This is a genomic window from Mucilaginibacter sp. SMC90, assembly GCF_022811725.1.
Classification (GTDB): Bacteria; Bacteroidota; Bacteroidia; order Sphingobacteriales; family Sphingobacteriaceae; genus Mucilaginibacter.
In genome coordinates this window covers 2,309,149-2,326,289 of record NZ_CP094527.1, presented here as the reverse complement: position 1 = coordinate 2,326,289, position 17,141 = coordinate 2,309,149, and the positions used below count along the sequence as shown (strand labels likewise).

16 protein-coding genes and 3 tRNA genes are annotated in these 17,141 nt (G+C 40.9%); 14 read left to right on the top strand and 5 right to left on the bottom strand.

What is annotated here, in order from left to right; genetic code table 11:
• The first annotated feature begins 102 nt into the window (after positions 1-102).
• The 8 genes from MTO98_RS09930 (at position 103) to MTO98_RS09895 (ending at position 9,103) form a co-directional block, all read left to right on the top strand.
• Positions 103-1,308 carry a head maturation protease, ClpP-related gene (locus MTO98_RS09930; RefSeq protein ID WP_243486499.1) on the top strand — a complete coding sequence of 402 codons (1,206 nt, stop codon included), beginning with the start codon at positions 103-105 and terminating at the stop codon, positions 1,306-1,308.
• A 114-nt stretch (positions 1,309-1,422) separates the two neighbouring features.
• Complete coding sequence (locus MTO98_RS09925) at positions 1,423-2,631, top strand: hypothetical protein (protein ID WP_243486498.1); 1,209 nt, start codon at positions 1,423-1,425, stop codon at positions 2,629-2,631.
• Positions 2,632-2,783: 152 nt separating this feature from the next.
• The gene (locus MTO98_RS09920; RefSeq protein WP_243486497.1) at positions 2,784-3,371 is read left to right on the top strand and encodes a hypothetical protein; all 588 of its coding nucleotides are present in this window, start codon (positions 2,784-2,786) and stop codon (positions 3,369-3,371) included.
• Positions 3,372-3,462: 91 nt separating this feature from the next.
• Positions 3,463-3,711 (top strand): hypothetical protein, encoded by a 249-nt coding sequence (locus tag MTO98_RS09915; protein ID WP_243486496.1) that lies wholly within the window; start codon positions 3,463-3,465, stop codon positions 3,709-3,711.
• Positions 3,708-4,991 (top strand): hypothetical protein, encoded by a 1,284-nt coding sequence (locus tag MTO98_RS09910; protein WP_243486495.1) that lies wholly within the window; start codon positions 3,708-3,710, stop codon positions 4,989-4,991. The genes MTO98_RS09915 and MTO98_RS09910 overlap by 4 nt, the downstream gene beginning before the upstream one ends.
• 155 nt (positions 4,992-5,146) lie before the next feature.
• Positions 5,147-5,782: a hypothetical protein gene (locus MTO98_RS09905; RefSeq protein WP_243486494.1), complete on the top strand. Its 636-nt coding sequence runs from the start codon at positions 5,147-5,149 to the stop codon at positions 5,780-5,782.
• Positions 5,761-8,367 (top strand): GDSL-type esterase/lipase family protein, encoded by a 2,607-nt coding sequence (locus MTO98_RS09900; protein ID WP_243486493.1) that lies wholly within the window; start codon positions 5,761-5,763, stop codon positions 8,365-8,367. The genes MTO98_RS09905 and MTO98_RS09900 overlap by 22 nt, the downstream gene beginning before the upstream one ends.
• 25 nt (positions 8,368-8,392) lie before the next feature.
• Positions 8,393-9,103: a GDSL-type esterase/lipase family protein gene (locus tag MTO98_RS09895; RefSeq protein WP_243486492.1), complete on the top strand. Its 711-nt coding sequence runs from the start codon at positions 8,393-8,395 to the stop codon at positions 9,101-9,103.
• On the opposite strand, the gene MTO98_RS09890 is transcribed toward MTO98_RS09895, so the two are convergent.
• Positions 9,093-9,974 carry a hypothetical protein gene (locus MTO98_RS09890; protein WP_243486491.1) on the bottom strand — a complete coding sequence of 294 codons (882 nt, stop codon included), beginning with the start codon at positions 9,972-9,974 and terminating at the stop codon, positions 9,093-9,095. The genes MTO98_RS09895 and MTO98_RS09890 overlap by 11 nt on opposite strands.
• A gap of 143 nt (positions 9,975-10,117) precedes the next feature.
• Here MTO98_RS09890 and MTO98_RS09885 point away from each other — a divergent pair, with 143 nt between their 5' ends.
• Positions 10,118-10,369, top strand: a complete 252-nt coding sequence (locus MTO98_RS09885; protein WP_243486490.1) for a hypothetical protein — start codon at positions 10,118-10,120, stop codon at positions 10,367-10,369.
• A gap of 22 nt (positions 10,370-10,391) precedes the next feature.
• On the opposite strand, the gene MTO98_RS09880 is transcribed toward MTO98_RS09885, so the two are convergent.
• Together MTO98_RS09880 and MTO98_RS09875 are read right to left on the bottom strand one after the other, a co-directional pair.
• Positions 10,392-10,475, bottom strand: a tRNA-Leu gene (locus MTO98_RS09880).
• A gap of 61 nt (positions 10,476-10,536) precedes the next feature.
• Positions 10,537-10,620 (bottom strand) — tRNA-Leu (locus tag MTO98_RS09875).
• Between the two features lie 140 nt (positions 10,621-10,760).
• Here MTO98_RS09875 and MTO98_RS09870 point away from each other — a divergent pair.
• The 5 genes from MTO98_RS09870 (at position 10,761) to MTO98_RS09850 (ending at position 15,678) form a co-directional block, all read left to right on the top strand.
• Positions 10,761-11,783 carry a YCF48-related protein gene (locus MTO98_RS09870; protein ID WP_243486489.1) on the top strand — a complete coding sequence of 341 codons (1,023 nt, stop codon included), beginning with the start codon at positions 10,761-10,763 and terminating at the stop codon, positions 11,781-11,783.
• A gap of 134 nt (positions 11,784-11,917) precedes the next feature.
• Positions 11,918-11,990 (top strand) — tRNA-Lys (locus tag MTO98_RS09865).
• 279 nt (positions 11,991-12,269) lie between these two features.
• Complete coding sequence (locus MTO98_RS09860) at positions 12,270-13,565, top strand: site-specific integrase (RefSeq protein ID WP_243486488.1); 1,296 nt, start codon at positions 12,270-12,272, stop codon at positions 13,563-13,565.
• 185 nt (positions 13,566-13,750) lie between these two features.
• Positions 13,751-14,788, top strand: coding sequence for an SDR family NAD(P)-dependent oxidoreductase (locus MTO98_RS09855; protein ID WP_243486487.1), 1,038 nt, complete (start codon positions 13,751-13,753; stop codon positions 14,786-14,788).
• Positions 14,789-14,859: 71 nt separating this feature from the next.
• The gene (locus MTO98_RS09850; RefSeq protein ID WP_243486486.1) at positions 14,860-15,678 is read left to right on the top strand and encodes an AraC family transcriptional regulator; all 819 of its coding nucleotides are present in this window, start codon (positions 14,860-14,862) and stop codon (positions 15,676-15,678) included.
• 396 nt (positions 15,679-16,074) lie between these two features.
• On the opposite strand, the gene MTO98_RS09845 is transcribed toward MTO98_RS09850, so the two are convergent.
• Entirely contained in the window at positions 16,075-16,383 is a 309-nt protein-coding gene (locus MTO98_RS09845) for a hypothetical protein (RefSeq protein WP_243486485.1), read from the bottom strand.
• 66 nt (positions 16,384-16,449) lie between these two features.
• Positions 16,450-17,082 carry a Crp/Fnr family transcriptional regulator gene (locus tag MTO98_RS09840; RefSeq protein WP_243486484.1) on the bottom strand — a complete coding sequence of 211 codons (633 nt, stop codon included), beginning with the start codon at positions 17,080-17,082 and terminating at the stop codon, positions 16,450-16,452.
• Between the last annotated feature and the right edge of the window lie 59 nt (positions 17,083-17,141).

Here is a 17,141-nt window from a genome sequence, read left to right as displayed (position 1 = left end):
AAGACGTCAAAAAACCGTCTGCTATTCCAGGCAAAATAATAAGCCCAGTCCCACTTTTGGACTTTCTTACTTACCGACTTTCGGACAAAACAACAATCCAATATGAGCTACAAAATTTATTTATATGACACTGAAACTGACTGCATAGGTTCAGGCAACTTATCATCGGCTTACATACAAACCCAGCTTGAGGCGGCAGCCGACAGCGACGTTGAAGTACATATCAGTTCGGTAGGCGGCAGCGCATTTGATGCCATTGCCATTTACGATCTGCTTAAAAAACATCCCGGTAAGGTTACCACTTATATTGATGCGCTGGCCGCCTCGGCAGCTTCTGTTGTGGCAATGGCCGGCCGGCAGGTAGTGATGAGCAAATATGCACTGCTCATGATCCACAAACCAATGGTAGGTACCGGCGGTAATGCCGATGAACTTTTGAAAGATGTGCAGATGTTAAATGTAGTTCAGGAGCGCCTGGCGCAGATCTACATGGACAAATCTGGCCTGGACGGAGTTAAGGTAAACAACTTGATCAACTCCGTCACTTGGATGACAGCCGATCAGGCTCTTGACCTGGGTTTTATTGACCAGGTTGAGGATTACAGCACAGAGATCACTAACAGCGCCCTTATTAAAAATTATACCAGCGCCGCTCCTGCGGTTTACCAGCGATGCATTAACAAAATCTTAAACATAAAAAATAACAACAGCATGAACATCGAAAACAAAGAACTTATCGAGAAAACTACATCGATATTAGACAAGATCATGAACTTTTTTAAGAAAGTGGTAAACAAGCAAACCATCACCGATAAAGGCACACTGCACCACAGCGGTCAAATTGAAGAAGGTGCCGAAGTTTACCAGGACGAAGACATGACTTCACCGGCCATTTCCGACACTTACACCTGCGCCGATGGCAAACAACTGGACATTAAACAAGGAAAGATTCAAAGCGTAACACCTGCCGATCCTGAAAAAGCATCTGAAGCAGAAGATGACGACGAGGATTTACCTGAGAGTAAATTTAAAGCAGCTAAAAAACCTGTAGATGTACAAAACCGCATGCAACAGCTAAAGGCCCGTTTACATGCGCAAAATGCTTTACTAACTGAGGCTCGCAATGCACTTGAGGAAGCAAACAATCGTCTGCAAAAAACACGTACCGAGGTAAAAAACGAGATCAAATCAACCTTTACGCCCGAAGGTTCAAAACGCAGCAATAAAGCCCATACCGAACCTGCTCCGTTCTTCGCGCCACAAAGCGAGATCGCCAAGAATGCGGTTAAAAAAGCTATCGCTTCCTAAACCAATCAACATATCACCTAAACCTTATCGCATCTAATTAACCCATCCTTACTATCCCTATAAGTAAAACAGTTTAAAAAGCTCTCCCTTTAGGGGGCCGGGGGGCTAAACTTTATGGCTCAATTTACATTTACAAACAACACCTACGCCGGCGAAGCGCTGGCAGGATTTATGGCAAGCACATTACTCGAAGCCGATTCGGTGAAACGAGGCCTACTCACAGTAATTAACGACGTAAAAGCCCGCAAGGTAATTCTTGATGTTGACGACGACGTTGTATTGCAAAACCCATCGGGCATCTTTACTGATCAGGGTACAACTGCCCACCAAACCGAAAGCTATCTCGACCCGGTAGTTTACGAGTTTATGAAACAGGAACAATGGGATAAGCTTGCCCAAAGCTGGGAAGCCCAGGCCTTAAAACCCGGTGCCTTTATGGATTACGAGGGCGTAATCGACCTTTCGGATTTTATGGTACAGCGCTATTTAACTAAAATCCAGATAGCTAACGAACGTTTGTACTGGCTTGGCAAGAGCGCCACCAAGGAGGCAGCTTTTACCGCTGATTTCCCTGGTTTACTTCCTTCTATTGCAGCGGCATCCGGAGTTTATAAAGTAGGTTTAAGCAAACCTGCAACATCATTGGCGGCAACAGCAATTGATGCAAACGGCATTGTAACCGTAGCTGATACTTCAACCCTTGCCGATGGCGACGTTGTTACCATTACAGGTGTTACCGGTACCAGCAAGGACACGACTAATGGTGCGCCAGGCATAGCTATTCAGGGCCAATCATATTTTATCCAGATTGCCAGCGCAACTTCATTTAAACTGGTGCGCAATTACAACGAAGTTAACAGCCGTAAACCCGCAACTTTTAGCGGTACTGCAACTGCTGCTACGGTAAACTACATTAACGTAAGCAATGTTTTACAGGTACTGGGCAGCGTTTACGCCCAACTTGACCCTGCCGACAGGATCCAGGAGGATTTTAACTTACAGATCCCTTTGCATGTAGGTTACGCTTATGCCCAGGCACAGGCCAACAAAGCACTCAACGTTATCAATGCCTTTACGGATATGAAAAAGATGGATTACCTGGGTATTCCGCTCCAGATTATGAACCACTGGCAGGCTAATACCATTTTAGGTGCACGATCATCAAACTTATTCCTTGGTGTTGACCTTTTGGGTGATGCTTCCGAGCTATCAACCGTTTACCTAAAGCCTTACACCAATGATAACGTGGTGCGTATGAAGGCGCGCATGAAAGCAGCCGTAAACTTCAAATTTGCCAACGAGCTGTTTTACCTGTCGGCGTAAGATCAATTATTGAATTAGTGAGTTATTGAATTAATGAGTTGATTCCATAGAACATCAATAATTAAAATCAACATTCAATAATTCCTGATTCAATAGCCTACCAATTCAATAACTCACTAATTCAGTCATTAACTAATTCACTAACTAACTCCATGTCAATTTACAATAAAATAAACGCCGGTTTCAGCCTGGGCACAGATGAGCCGATCACCTCAGGTATTGAGGATGTGATCTACATTTTTAATGCAGATGATATCGTACTTACTTATGATACCACCAATCCGCTTATTGTTAAAGGCCTGACTGCCGTAAGCAACGCGAAGGTTTACAAATTTGAAGGAACAAACAACAGCTTCAATACAACATCTAAACTAACCAAAACCCAGGTAGGCCCCCGTTATACCGAAGAGATCGATTTCAATATCGCCGGTTTATCCGTTGAGGTTAAGGCGCAGCTTATGGCCATGGGATATGGCAGGATACGTGCCATCACAGTTAACAACTATAACTCAAGCGATTCGGCGATAGAGCTTTTTGGTGCAGTAAACGGGTTGATCCTTACCGACGCGGAACGTAACGCCGCTGATGAGTCGCTTGATGGCGGTTACAAATTAAAGCTTACCAACCCGGATAAAATGAAAGAGCCTTATCCACCACGTGCGGTGTCTATTGCTCCTGGAACCGGTACCGCCACATATGCCAGCACCATAGCTGCTATTGAGGCATTGGTTGCAGCATAATTCATTGTGTCATGAGGTCATTAGTCATTTTATAATGGCTAATGACCATTAAGATTCTTTTTATAACCTAAAACTAATGACCAAATGACTAATGACTAATGACACACTGAAAAAAAAGTACATCCTTAAACCGGGCCGCCACCAGTTTGCACCCGGTTCGGCAGCCATTCACAGCAATGAAAATTTAAGCGACGAAGAGGCCGAATGGTATTTACAACGATATCCGCATATAGCGGCATTGTTTGCCCCCCGGCCCCCCGAAGGGGGAGTTATAGAGCAGGCCGATAATAAGCGTAAATTATCAGAATATGAAATCTTAGACAAAGGAGGTTCAATATGAAAACCTACCTCCCGCAAATTGAACGGCGAATACTGGTAAGGCCAAATCAAACCTATGGTATCCTTAATTATGACCTGGATAACGCTTATCCTCAGCGCATGCTGGAGTTGGTAGCCGGATCCCCAACAGCAAAAGACTGCTGGAATAAACGCACAAAATTCATAGCCGGCAATGGGTTTGAGCAAAAGGAATTGGGCAAACAGGTGATCAACTCCAAAGGTTTAACCATTGCTAAATTGTTAAAAGCTTTGGCCACCGATAAAGCGCTATTCACAGGTTTCGGTATTCATGTAAATTACAATGCCAGCTTCAGGATCACATCAGTAAGCTATGTAAAATTCGAGGACATCCGCATGGGCGACTCCGACAACCCGGAAACTGCTGATAAATATGCGTTATATAGCGACTGGGGCCGCAAAACCTGGAAAAATATCATGCGCAGCAAGATCACATTTTTAAACAGGTATGATCCCAACCCGGAGGCAATTAGCGAACAGGTGCACGTTGCCGGTGGATGGGAAAATTATAAAGGCCAGTTGTTTTATTCTAATCCTGAAGTTGATGATTACCCGCTGATTGAAGCCGATTCTGTATGGGAAGATTTTGAAACCGAAGCCGGGATCAAAATTTTCAACAACCGCGAAGTAACCACCGGGTTTCTGCCATCAACGATGCTTTTTATGCAATCGCGCCGCGAAGAAGCCGAAAATACCAGGACCGATGCCGATGAATACGCAGGTATTAATATACCATCACAGCTTGAAAAAGACCTCGGTGCATTCCAGGGAGCAAAAAGCGCACAAAAGATCATTGTAATTGAATATGAAGACGAAAACTCCAAGCCTGAATTCAAGGCCTACCCTATTCAAAATAACGACAAGCTCTTTGAAACTACTGAGCGGTCAGTAGAGGCCCGCATCATCAAAGGTTTTTCGGTACCCAAAGAGTTGATCAATGCCGAAAAATCATCGGGGCTTAGCAACGGCAGCGAAAAGAAACAGGCAATTCTGGAATTTAATGATAATACTGCCTCCGACAGGATTGACCTGTCCGAAACATTGGCCGAAATTTTTAGTCGTTTTTACAGGGATATAAATCCAGGCAACAACTGGAACATTGTACCGGTGACAGCGATAGCAGCCGATGACACCCCGGGTATTAAGGCAGGAAACAGCATTAATGAGCTCCTGCAATCTGCTATTCCTCAAAAAAGCAAAATAGCGGCTTTGGTATATGCCTATGGCTTTAAACAAGCCGAAGCTGAAGCCATGTGCCCTTGATTAAGCCATAAGTCTTTAGCTGTAAGCTCTAAGTCTATCAAAAAATTGATTCCTGACTTAACCTCAAGGCTTCCAACTTGAGGCTCCCCAATATCAATAAACACAATCATAAACAAACATTTTCAACTCCCCCAAAGGGGTTACGAGGCCATGCTATGATCTATTTAATCAATCAAACCATATTTCAGCAATACGAGGATATCAACGTAAATATTAAACCCGAGCGCCTCAAAGTATTCATTAAAAAAGCCCAGGAACTGGATCTGAAACCATTTTTAGGTTATGCTTTATATTATCAATTAATAACCTATTGCAACGATGACGGTACTATAAAGGACGATGCACCTCAGGCTTATAAAGATCTTTTAAACGGTAGCGAATACCTTGACGAGTATGGTCGTATTGTTTTGTACGAAGGCCTTGCCCCTGCCCTGATTTATTTCACCTTTGCCCGCTTTATTGAAAACGACGCGGTACACTATACAGCAACCGGCCCGGTAATTAAACGCCATGATAATGGGGATGCCCTTTCGTCACCCGAGATAGTAAAATTAGTGCAGCAGCAGCGCAGTATAGCAAATGCCTATGCCAATGATATAGAAAAGTTTTTAAAAGACAACCACGAAGGCTTTCCGCTTTGGCGCTATAATGAGAAAAATAAAAGCAGCCGCCAATCTGGTCCGCGGATTAGAGGTGTCGACAAAACAGATTTCAATTATCCGGGCGCAACTAACAATTACAATTTACCAATAACCGAGTTTTTAAACAGATGGCAAACGACAAAAAAATAAGCGAGCTTCCCATAGCCGAAACTATAAACGCCTCCGACAGATCGATCCTGATCAGTAATAATGCTGACTACCAGTTTGATTTTGGGACACTGCTCCAATTTATTAATTCAGGGCTTAACGCCGGGGCCAACCTAACCTTTGGCCCGGTGCTTCCGCAAAATACCAGCGGCAAAAACGGAGACGTATTTATCAACACCGCCGCAGGTTCCTTTGCTCAAAAAATAGCAGGTGCCTGGGCAATTGTTTACACAATAGCCTCAGGAAGCAGCACCGATACCACTGTATTGTACGGCACTACCATACCAAATACAGCAACCGGCAATAACGGAGACACTTTTATAAATACTGTAAGCGGAATCTTTTACAAAAAGACCGGAGGGGCATGGGGCCAGGTATTTTCCATGCAAACAGGCCCGCAGGGGCAACAAGGCACAAGCGGAACAAACGGAACCAATGGCAGTAATGGTAAAACCATATTAAACGGCACAACCAACCCGGCCAACAGTCTCGGCACCGATGGAGATTTTTATATTAATACTGCGTCATACTATTTATTTGGGCCCAAAAATGCAGGTGTTTGGGGTACCGGGATTTCGCTGATCGTTTCGGGTGTACAATTTGAAGAAACCGATAATAAAAACACCCCTAATGGCTATGCGGGCCTAGATAGCAGCGGAAAGATTGCATCAGCACAGCTCCCCAGCTATGTTGATGACGTACTGGAAGTTGCAAATTATGCATCGCTCCCTGCAACCGGCGAAACCGGAAAAATTTATATAACTACCGACACCAACAACGAATACCGATGGAGCGGATCCGCATACATTCAAATTATTGCATCGCCTGGCACAACCGATGCAGTACCCGAAGGCACTACAAATAAATATTTCACCATGTCGCGGGTGTTAAACACAATACTTACCGGTATTGGCTTTGGGAGTGCCGCAGCAATATCAGCAACCGACAGTATTTTACAAGCATTAGGAAAGCTGCAGGCACAAATTACAGGATTTTTTAAAATTCCTTCCGGAGGCACAAGTGGGCAGATATTGGCAAAAAATAGCAATACCGATGGTGATTTACATTGGATCAATGCACCTTCGGGAGGCGGTGGCGGCGGATCATCTGAGCCGTCCGGGCAAATTAAATCTTTCAGGGTTGATTATGGGGCGGTTGGAGATGGTGTAACGGATGATACTGCAGCCTTGAACGCGGCACTTGCAGCAGAGAAAGTTATTGAAGACAGCGGCGACTTCTTTGTTTCGTCTATTCCTACAAATAAATATGGCACCAGAATACAAGGTAATGTAAGGATTTTGCGAAACAGCCCGAATGGGAACTCAGTTAAACAACAATTAAACAGTTATGCCGATACTAACCAACACATATTTGGAACTGAATATTTAAGTTCATTTCATAAAAAACTTTATGCTAATCAGGCTGCTTCTTCTCCGACTCCTTTAAAGGTGCTTTTTTCTGGAGATAGCACGACAGGTGGGATTGATGACGGTGCTGATACAGCTATAGATCAAATTTTCAGCAAGCTGGCTGCAAGTGACTATATTGCCAATGTGTCGTTTGTTAATGCGGGTCATGGCGGACAATCCACCCAAAATTGGTTAAATACATTTTTAGCTGATGATTTGTCAGCTAATCCACACGTATATATTTTAAGGTGGGGTATAAATGATATGCAAGTCTCTACAGCCCAACAGCTTATCGACATAATGGATAATGGACTTAATACAATTCGTAGTAATTCAAATTTCACAAAAGATAAATTAGCTATCATATTGTGTTCAATGAATACAACTACAGATGACCAGTTAGGACATAAGGGCGAAATATTTAATGAAGAATATAACAAAGGATTGCGTGAGCTTGCAAGAAAATATGCATGTTGCTATATAGATTTATATGCACTTTGGCAAGATGCAAGGCAAGGGCAAGACTATTTTACTGTATATGACCCATTAAAGCCAAATGAATTTATACATCCTGCGAAGTCGCTAAAAATATTAATCGCTTGTAAAACCTATGAAGTCTTATTCCCTCTTTATTATCGTCGTAACGATATAGTAGATAAGGGGCAATCGGGAAGAATTTCTACAGCGCTTCCGTCTGTTTACGATGCAGGTGTAACCTATGAATTTGTTCTTACTTCAAATGGGTGGCCTATAAATGGGTTTTTAACTACTTGTAAAAATTCATCGGGAATGCTCAGGCAGGAAGTGACAAGTTTTTCCGGAGGCCCAATAACAAAAGTTTATGTAAGAGTTGGTTGGGTCGGAGGCGGAAATCTTTGGCAGGATTGGTTTACGCTTGAGCCATTACCTGCACAGCAGTTTTCCAATAAGAGTTTCGCCGGTACAACGTTTGATAAGTCTTACACATTTTGGGCTGAAGGTATGACTATGGAATATGTCGCTGCTGCGGATGGTTGGCCTGCAAATGGCATGCTTGCTACTATGAAAACTAACGGTGTATTTCAGCAAACCTTAACAGGCATGACGAATCCAGTCACGCAATATGTTAGATGTTCGTATCTTGGAACTGGCACCTTTAAACAAGTCACACTTACCTAACGTAATAAGGGCATATATTTGCTATATGAAAAAGGGATTTATATTATCCATTATTTTAAATGTAATATGCCTACCGTTGGCAACTATTTACGTTATTAGGAAAGTTCAATTCTATCAAGATATATTTTCTAAGTCCGCACCCTTACAAAATGAAAACTTGTTTTGGAAAATTCGTAACTCTGAATTTAAAACACTTGAAATAGATAGTAATTCAATAGTTTTTATTGGTGATAGCCATACTCAAAATTTTGAAGTAGCTGAATATTTCAACAATATAGATTTAAAGAATAGAGGGGTTATCTTAGACGGCGCAGCCTCGGTTTTGGAAAGACTTGATTATATAGTAAATAAACACCCAAAAAAAATTTTTATTCAGATTGGTATAAATGATTTACTTAGTGGGGTTCAACCAAAAGCCATTGCGGAGTATATTAATAGCATGGTGGGATTGATAAAGAAAGCATCACCCCAAACCTCAATCTTTATCCAGAGCGTTTTTCCTACAAATTGGAATAGATATAAAGACCATAAACCTGTATTCGATGACATAAGGGGTCTAAATAAACAATTGGAAATATTGAGCCATAAAAACAATAGCACTTATATTAACTTATTCACCTTGTTAGTAAAAGGAAATGGACTAAACCCAAAGTATGATTGTGGCGATAGCTTACACTTAAATGGCCAAGGATATCAAGTATGGAGAGACGCGATTAAGCCTTTTATCAATAACTAATTTTGTTGCTTAATATGGATTTCATTTTAGGCATCAAATGTGCACACCCAGCAAAGTGCATAAATACCGAAAGCTCATAAATATTTTTTAACGCTTGCTGTTCTGCTTCATTTATCTGTAGCGGTTCCTTCTTGGTTAGTCTCCTAACAATTTTGTAATAGAAGTTTTTTAAAGCTGATGACTTGACATCTAACAAATAAGGATAAAATGCAGATATAATGTTTATCACACAAAAATTAAACTGCGGCACAATCCATTTCACAAGGTCGTCTTTTACAAGCTCATAAGACATCGCCGGGTTCTCGAAATTCCATTCTCCGCCGTGTGTATCTTCGTAGTTGTTATAAATGTATTCAAACTTTTCGCGGTGGTGAATTGGAGAGCATACAAAAACACCTGCCTGCATTACTTTTTGCAGCTGATTGGCAGGAAGGCCCCGGTTAGAATAATAGCTTGCGGGAGTTTTGTTATCAATAAAAGGTACATTGTCCCTCGTCCATACGTCATAGAGCCGCCTAAGTGATATATCGAATATCTCTTTAGTTGGAATAGCATACTGGTCGACGCCACCAATCATTTCTAAAGGAACATCTTTCGTAATATCATATGCATTATTTGTGTTTATAATCACATCAGTATCAATCCATACAATTTGATCATATTTATTTGACCAAGGCTGGGATAAAATAAGAAGCTTTTGCCATGATGGAGATCGCTTTAATGCACGCTCAGACGTATCTAAATTATTGTCGATAACGATGAAATCAAAGTTAAACATAGTGCAATAGGCAGTCCAGTTACTCCGGCAATATTCATCAAATAAATTTTTATATTTTTCACCGACACATAGAGTGACTATTGCCTTTTTCATTCTTCAATTTTTTTCAAATATAATATAACATCATCAGGTTGTTAGTAGCATATGCCGCAGCCAAGGCCAATAAGTACAATCTTACTTAAAAGGCATATACCCCTTTATAATCTTAAATACTCCTAAAACAACACTTCCAAATCATGACAACATTCGAACACAGAGAGATCAGGGGCATCACTATCAAGAATATGATGGTGACTATAGCCAGTACCATAAGTATTGTTGTTTCTGTAATGACGGGGTATTTTCAGTTGAAAGGCGATATAAAAGATATTAGCTCATTGCAGGAAACACAAAGCAGGATCAACGAGATCAGATTGAAAGTCCTCGAGGGACAAGTCAATGTACTGCAACAGGAAGTTCAGGACTTAAAAGAAGGGAAAAAATCTTAAATACATTATTTAAGAAAGTGAGTGCCCAGAACGAGATTCGAACTCGTACATCCTTACGAATGCCACCCCCTCAAGATGGTGCGTCTACCAATTTCGCCACCTGGGCATTAAAAAAATGTGAGAATCTTTCAATTCTCACATTTTTATTCTCTCACTTAAAAAAGGCGTGCCCGAAGAGAGACTCGAACTCTCAAGAGACAATTCTCAACGGCTTCTGAGACCGCAACGTTTACCAATTTCGCCATCCGGGCTTATCGTTTTATTAACAAGCGTGCAAATATAATCGTTTCCGGCAAATTGCAACTTAATAAATGAAAAAATCAATATTATGTTGTTCAACGGTCTTTGAAAGTTTAACTTAGGTTTTATAAAACACTTTATATCAAACTAAATGAGGCCAATCCGCTTTTTCTTTTCAGGCACACTATTTTATTTTTTGCTATTCAATTCTGTTTTAAAAGCACAAACTATTACCATTTTGCAGCAGGATAAGCCAACAAGCATTCGCGGTTTATCCGTAGTCGACGACAAAACAGCCTGGATAAGCGGCAGCAAAGGTTACATAGCCAAAACAAGCGATGGCGGCAAAACATGGAACTGGCAACAAATAAAGGGTTACGAAAAATCAGATTTTCGGGATATCGAAGCTTTTGATGATAAAGAGGCCGTGATCATGAGTTCGGGCACACCGTCGTTTATCTTAAAAACTTCAGATGGAGGACAAACCTGGCAGGAAAAATATCGAAAAACAGATACAACTTATTTTTTAGATGCCATGGATTTTGCCGATAATCGTCACGGTTACATTTTGGGCGACCCTATCAATAATAAATTTTTACTACTGGAGACAAAAGACGGCGGCGAAACGTGGAATGAATCAAATAATGGACCAGAGGCTTTATCAGGTGAAGCTGCATTTGCTGCGAGCGGCACATGCTTAAGAGTATCAGATAAAGGTGCGATCTACATTGCTTCGGGAGGTAAAAGTGCCAGACTTATTTCATTGCAGCCTGGCAAAAGCGAATGGCAGTATTCAAATCTGCCCATCATACACGGGCAAAGTAGTGAGGGTGCTTTTTCATTATCTATAGAACAAAATCAAGGAATTATCATCGGAGGCGATTATGCTAATGACAAAAAAACAGATTCGGTTGCCGTTCTGCACACAGAGCGCCCGGTTCCTGCTTTTACGTTGCCACGAAAGGGACCGGCAGGTTTTCAATCTTGTATTGAGCATATAAAATCAGGCATATTCCTTTCAACCGGTACCCCCGGAAGCAATTTAACTACCGATGCAGGCAGGACTTGGAAGCAAATTGACAGCACAAGTTTCAATGTTTGCCGGAAGGCGAAGCATGGAAAACTTGTATTATTGGCGGGCAACGGCGGTAAAATAGCGATTCTGAATTTGTAGTTTACTGGTTTTTAATAGCTTAAAAAAAGCTTTACATTAATTTAAAAAATAGCTTGCAGGGAATAGTTAAGAACCCTATATTTGCACCACTTTAAACGGAAACGGTTAACCGAACCAAAGAAGTTGAAAAGTATGATTCCGTAGCTCAGCCGGTAGAGCATAACACTTTTAATGTTGGGGTCCTGGGTTCGAGTCCCAGCGGGATCACAGAGGTCTGAAAGACGACCACTGATTTTTGAAGGAAAAGCGCACTTAGGTGCGCTTTTCTTGTTTTTACGCGGTTCTCTCCAAACTAATTACAAAAAAGAAGGTCAAAATAAATCAGGGTAAATCAAACCATATGGTGCCCCATTCGGTGCCCCATCTTAAAGATTACATTTGGGGTAACGATTTTCCGAAAAGGCTTGTGTTAATGAGTTTTAGGGAATCAATTTAATTTCCGGTAGTAGCCGGGAAGGATTTTTGATAACTTAAAAAGTGTGAAAGATGAAAAGCAATCAGAAACTTGCTATTATGTTTTGGCTGAAAAGTTCCAAAGCAACCAAAGACGGCATGGCCCCCCTCTATGTCCGTATTACAATTGACGGCGAATACGAAGATATTTCCCTGTCAAGAAAAATCAATCCTCAATTTTGGGACACCCGACTAAAGCGGGACACCGAACCAGGTTCAAAGGCAAAGGCAACCAACCTAAAGATCGGGCTTGTTGAAGGCGACCTTGAAAACCACTTTACTGTTCTTAGGAGCCAGTTTGACGAGATTACACCGTTAATGGTGAAGAACTCCTATCTCGGCCTGAAAGAAAAATCTATAGTAACAAATAATGCTTTTTCTGAAGCCGACAATATAAAGACTCTACTGGAAGCCTTTGCCGATTTTATCTCCAACTTTGAGGTAATGGTAAAAGCCGGAACAAGGTCAAATGAAACACTTAAACATTGGAGGACGACTAAAACAAAAGTAGCTGAGTTTATGGCTTTCAAATACAGAGTTGGCGATATTAATCTTGCTGATATCCCGCCGTCCTTTGCAAACCATTTTTATAAATACCTGACACTGGAAGCTGATAGCATACTTGCCGAGGTAACTGCCAAGAAACATGTTAAGAAAACAAAGCAGATAGTTGAACACTGTGTAACCGAACTCAGATTGGATAGGAACCCACTCAAAGGGTTTAAGTGTGGGGGCGGTGAACTGGAAGTCCTACCACTTGAAATGGCAGAAGTCCATGCTATGCTGAACAAGAAAATCGAAATTGAAAGGCTTTCCGAAGTACGGGACGCCTATATTTTTCAGTGTTTTACGGGATTTGCCTTTCAGGATATTTATGGGCTTTCACGTGAAAACATCATAAAGGTTGGCATTAAGCAGGAACGCTGGCTTAGCAAGGAAAGAGGAAAAACTGGAGTAATCGAAATGGTTCCTATCCTGCCAATAGTAGAAGAACTAATTTCAAAATATGCTACAAATCCCTATTGCCTTAAAAACAACTGCCTGATACCCGTAAACTGCAATGCAAGGTATAATGCATACTTAAAGGAACTGGCCGTTATATGCGGGATAAAACGTGAATTAAATACACATCTTGCCCGCCATACCTTTGCGGATATTATGCTTAATAATGGAGTGCCATTAGAGGATGTAAGCAAAATGCTTGGTCATAAGAGCATCCGGACAACACTTCGATATTGCAGGGTTAAAAAATCCCGTATTAGTGCAAGTGTCGCTAAAGTAAAAAACATCTTGTTTACCAAATCGGGTGCCTTGAAAAAGGTTTCCTGATAATTAAGGATAGGGCTACTTACAGGTAGCCCTATCTTTAATTCTTTCTTTATTCTAACTTGCTTTGTGGAATCTAAGATTATAACTGCATAATCATACATGATCCTAAAAACAAAGCAAATAGGACTTCCCAACAAAGTTCGCCGTTATTCAGCTCTTAATTTTGCTTCATTAAATATTAAAAAATGGAACAAAATAATTATAACGGGGCATTACAGCATCCGCTAAATTCAGGCTTTAATGCCGCTTCGACCGCAACAGATGTTTTAAAGGGGATAGACCTTAACGGTAAAAATGTTATCGTAACAGGAGGCTATAGTGGCCTGGGGCTTGAAACGGTAAAGGCTTTGGCAGCGGCCGGCGCAAATATTGTTGTGCCTGTCAGAGATGTTGAAAAAGCGAAAGAAAACTTACATGGCTTAAGTAGTATAGAACTGCAAACAATGGATCTTCTCGACCCAAAATCTATTTCATTTTTCGCTGACAAATATATGGCTTCGGGTAAACCATTACATTTACTGATTAACAATGCAGGCATCATGTGGAATCCTTTAACACGCGATGACAGAGGTTATGAGTCACAATTTGCTACCAACCATTTGGGGCATTTCCAGCTTACGGCTGCACTTTGGCCGGCAATCCAAAAGACAGCAGGCGCAAGGATCATTAATGTATCTTCTTCAGGCCATTATTTTTCTCCTGTTCACTTTGAAGATGTCAATTACAATCAAAGGCCATACAATAAATTTGAGGCTTACGGCCAGGCCAAAACAGCCAATATTCTTTTTACCATAGAATTGGACAAAAGGGCTCGGAAGTTTGGTGTGCGATCTTATAGCCTTCATCCCGGTTTAATCCTAGATACCAATCTGGGCAGGTATCTTACATTTGATGATTATGTAGCATTAGGTGCTGTAGATGCATCCGGTGCACCTAATCCTGAAACGCAGGCAGCGATGCAACGTATTCAAAAAACACCTGAGCAAGGAGCAGCAACTACAGTTTGGTGCGCTACAAGTCCGCAATTGCGAGACCTGGGAGGCATCTATTGTGAAGATGTAAATGTAGCTTCTTACGATCCTGAATTTTATTATAGCGGTGCTTGGCAAAATAATATGTTTGGCTTAAAAGGCGCCGCTCCGTTTGCTCTGCAACAAGATGCTGCAAAGAAGTTATGGACGCTGAGCGAAGAACTTACAGGTGTAACATTCGACATTAACTAACGATATACAACGGGTTGTTCAAACGATGGGCAGCCCGTTATTTGTCTTTCCTTTATCCTTAAATTTGTACGATGGCAAAAAGGCAAATCAATAATAACGCCAGCATTGTTTTTACCTGTAGCGAAGCGTTTAGCTATCGCGGAGAAATGATCATGGAAGAACATGCTTTGGTTCAGGTAATATCAGGCGAATTAAAAGTGATACATGCTGATCAAACTTTTGTTTTTGGTGCCGGCGAAACACATTTATTCCCAAGAAACCAATTTGCAACCCTTATCAAATATGAGAAAGATGGACAGCCTTATAAAGCCATCGTAGTAAAACTAACGGGCGATGAACTTAGAAACTACTATACCACGCATGTTTTTGATGCTTACCAATCGCCTCACAAAACAATTACCCGTATCCGCAGATCTCCTTTGTTAGATAGCTTTTTCAATTCATTGATTCCTTACTTCGAGCTTGATGACCAATTGCCGGAGGAATTGTCGCGGCTAAAAATTATTGAAGCTATTACCATTTTAAGGACGCTTAATAAGAATATCGATCGGGTATTGGCCGATTTTTCCTCACCCGGAAAAGCAGAGCTGACAAGGTTCATGGAACAAAACTATATGTTCAATATGCCGATCGAAAAGTTCGCTTACCTGACGGGCAGAAGCATCACAACCTTTAAACGGGATTTTAAGAAAGCTTATCAGGTTACTCCCCAAAAGTGGTTGACTCAAAAAAGGCTTGAACTGGCGCATTATCTTTTGAAGGAAAAAAAACGAAAACCCATTGATATTTATTACGAAGCCGGCTTTGAAAATTTATCCCACTTTTCGTATATATTCAAAAAACATTTTGGCTATGCCCCAAATAGTTTAGTCGTAAAGCAACTAGGCTAAAAATTTGCTGATTTTCAACTAAATGGGCAATTATTTGGCAATGAAAGGTGTTACAAAAATGGTGATACTAGAGGTCAAGTGTGGTGGGCTGATCAGTGATGAAAGACATGGTACATAAGCCGGTTTTACAGTAACGGGTAAAATTAACCGGTCGGATTGGGGTATTAGTTTTAATCGAATCTTAGATACTGGTGACATTGGATTAGGAGAAGAAATTAAAATTTTCAGTGAATTGCAAATGATTAAACAATCCTAATTGTTGGCAAGCAAAGCAATTGTAAGACCGCCTAAAAAAGCAATTTTTACTCCCTGTTTCATTTTGCATCACAACTGGAGTTTGCAATGCCGGCAAACTCCGGTTTGATCATTCTTAAGCGCCATTTTAAAATCAATACGTCATGCTTTCTCTTTTTTTTGAAAATTGAAGGCAGCACCTAAAGCTTTCAGGATAAATCCTGCAAGTGCTATTGAAATGGCTGGAGCACTTTGCCAATTCATATGGCTTACTCTGTATAAAACATAAGCAATAACAATGTTGATGGCAGCCCATATCACATTGATTACCGGCGAAGATAATCCTCTCCCTGGTGGCTTTGAAAAGGGAGTTGGAAATTTATCACCTGAAGTACCATTTACAAAATGTGGTATTGCATTTGAGACAAATACTGCCGAGAAAAAGGCAGCAACATAATTGTACCATTCCATAGTTTTCTTGTTTGTAAAGCAAAGTTCGAACATATGCCTGGTAACAACCTGTGACCAAAGTCACAATCATTGTCCATTACGGGATCGGATTCGGCTCAGGGTTTCCCTGGCAATGCCCAGATAAGAAGAAATCTGAGAAAGAGATATTCTCTGCAATAATTCAGGATTATTCTTTTCTATGAAATGGTATCTTTCCATAGGTGTATGAAACTTTAAGAGCTCATGATGCGATTCTGCGGTCAACAGTATACTGATTGCTACCTTTTTAATAAAACGGGCGAGTTGTGGCTTTACGGCAATATGCTCCCGGATTGAATTTAGGTTAATAATCCAAATGACTGCCTCGTCACTTGTTTCAATATTTAGATTTGATGGCAATCCGTCCCTGAAGCTCTTTATTACAGAAGTAAAATTGTTTTCAAAAGTGAAGTCTGCATTAATAGAAATACCATCTTTATTATACCATGTACGGAGATATCCGTTTTCAACGAAATAAAGTGCTTGGCATAGTTGGCCCTCATTCAATAACCTTTCTTTCTTACTTATTTCACGGCGCGATGCACAACTAACCAAGAGGTCGTAATCTTCCCCTGATAATGTTATAAATCCATCTATTGCCTCTTTTAGCGCACTGTTATTCATGGGAGCAAAGATAGGTAATATCATTTCCCACTGCTTTTCGTAGTTAAAGTCAACCATTTTTAATGGCCTTAACAGTAAGCTGCTATAAATCTTCCCAGCCTTACATTTAGTTACAA

Bases quoted from the DNA above. Each gene is read 5' to 3' on its own strand.
- MTO98_RS09890 (WP_243486491.1), bottom strand. From the start codon at position 9,974: ATGAAAAAGGCAATAGTCACTCTATGTGTCGGTGAAAAATATAAAAAT.
- MTO98_RS09900 (WP_243486493.1), top strand. From the start codon at position 5,761: ATGGCAAACGACAAAAAAATAAGCGAGCTTCCCATAGCCGAAACTATA.
- MTO98_RS09850 (WP_243486486.1), top strand. From the start codon at position 14,860: ATGGCAAAAAGGCAAATCAATAATAACGCCAGCATTGTTTTTACCTGT.
- MTO98_RS09855 (WP_243486487.1), top strand. From the start codon at position 13,751: ATGGAACAAAATAATTATAACGGGGCATTACAGCATCCGCTAAATTCA.
- MTO98_RS09885 (WP_243486490.1), top strand. From the start codon at position 10,118: ATGACAACATTCGAACACAGAGAGATCAGGGGCATCACTATCAAGAAT.
- MTO98_RS09925 (WP_243486498.1), top strand. From the start codon at position 1,423: ATGGCTCAATTTACATTTACAAACAACACCTACGCCGGCGAAGCGCTG.
- MTO98_RS09870 (WP_243486489.1), top strand. From the start codon at position 10,761: ATGAGGCCAATCCGCTTTTTCTTTTCAGGCACACTATTTTATTTTTTG.
- MTO98_RS09905 (WP_243486494.1), top strand. From the start codon at position 5,147: ATGATCTATTTAATCAATCAAACCATATTTCAGCAATACGAGGATATC.
- MTO98_RS09860 (WP_243486488.1), top strand. From the start codon at position 12,270: ATGAAAAGCAATCAGAAACTTGCTATTATGTTTTGGCTGAAAAGTTCC.
- MTO98_RS09840 (WP_243486484.1), bottom strand. From the start codon at position 17,082: ATGGTTGACTTTAACTACGAAAAGCAGTGGGAAATGATATTACCTATC.
- MTO98_RS09920 (WP_243486497.1), top strand. From the start codon at position 2,784: ATGTCAATTTACAATAAAATAAACGCCGGTTTCAGCCTGGGCACAGAT.
- MTO98_RS09910 (WP_243486495.1), top strand. From the start codon at position 3,708: ATGAAAACCTACCTCCCGCAAATTGAACGGCGAATACTGGTAAGGCCA.
- MTO98_RS09845 (WP_243486485.1), bottom strand. From the start codon at position 16,383: ATGGAATGGTACAATTATGTTGCTGCCTTTTTCTCGGCAGTATTTGTC.
- MTO98_RS09915 (WP_243486496.1), top strand. From the start codon at position 3,463: ATGACTAATGACACACTGAAAAAAAAGTACATCCTTAAACCGGGCCGC.
- MTO98_RS09895 (WP_243486492.1), top strand. From the start codon at position 8,393: ATGAAAAAGGGATTTATATTATCCATTATTTTAAATGTAATATGCCTA.
- MTO98_RS09930 (WP_243486499.1), top strand. From the start codon at position 103: ATGAGCTACAAAATTTATTTATATGACACTGAAACTGACTGCATAGGT.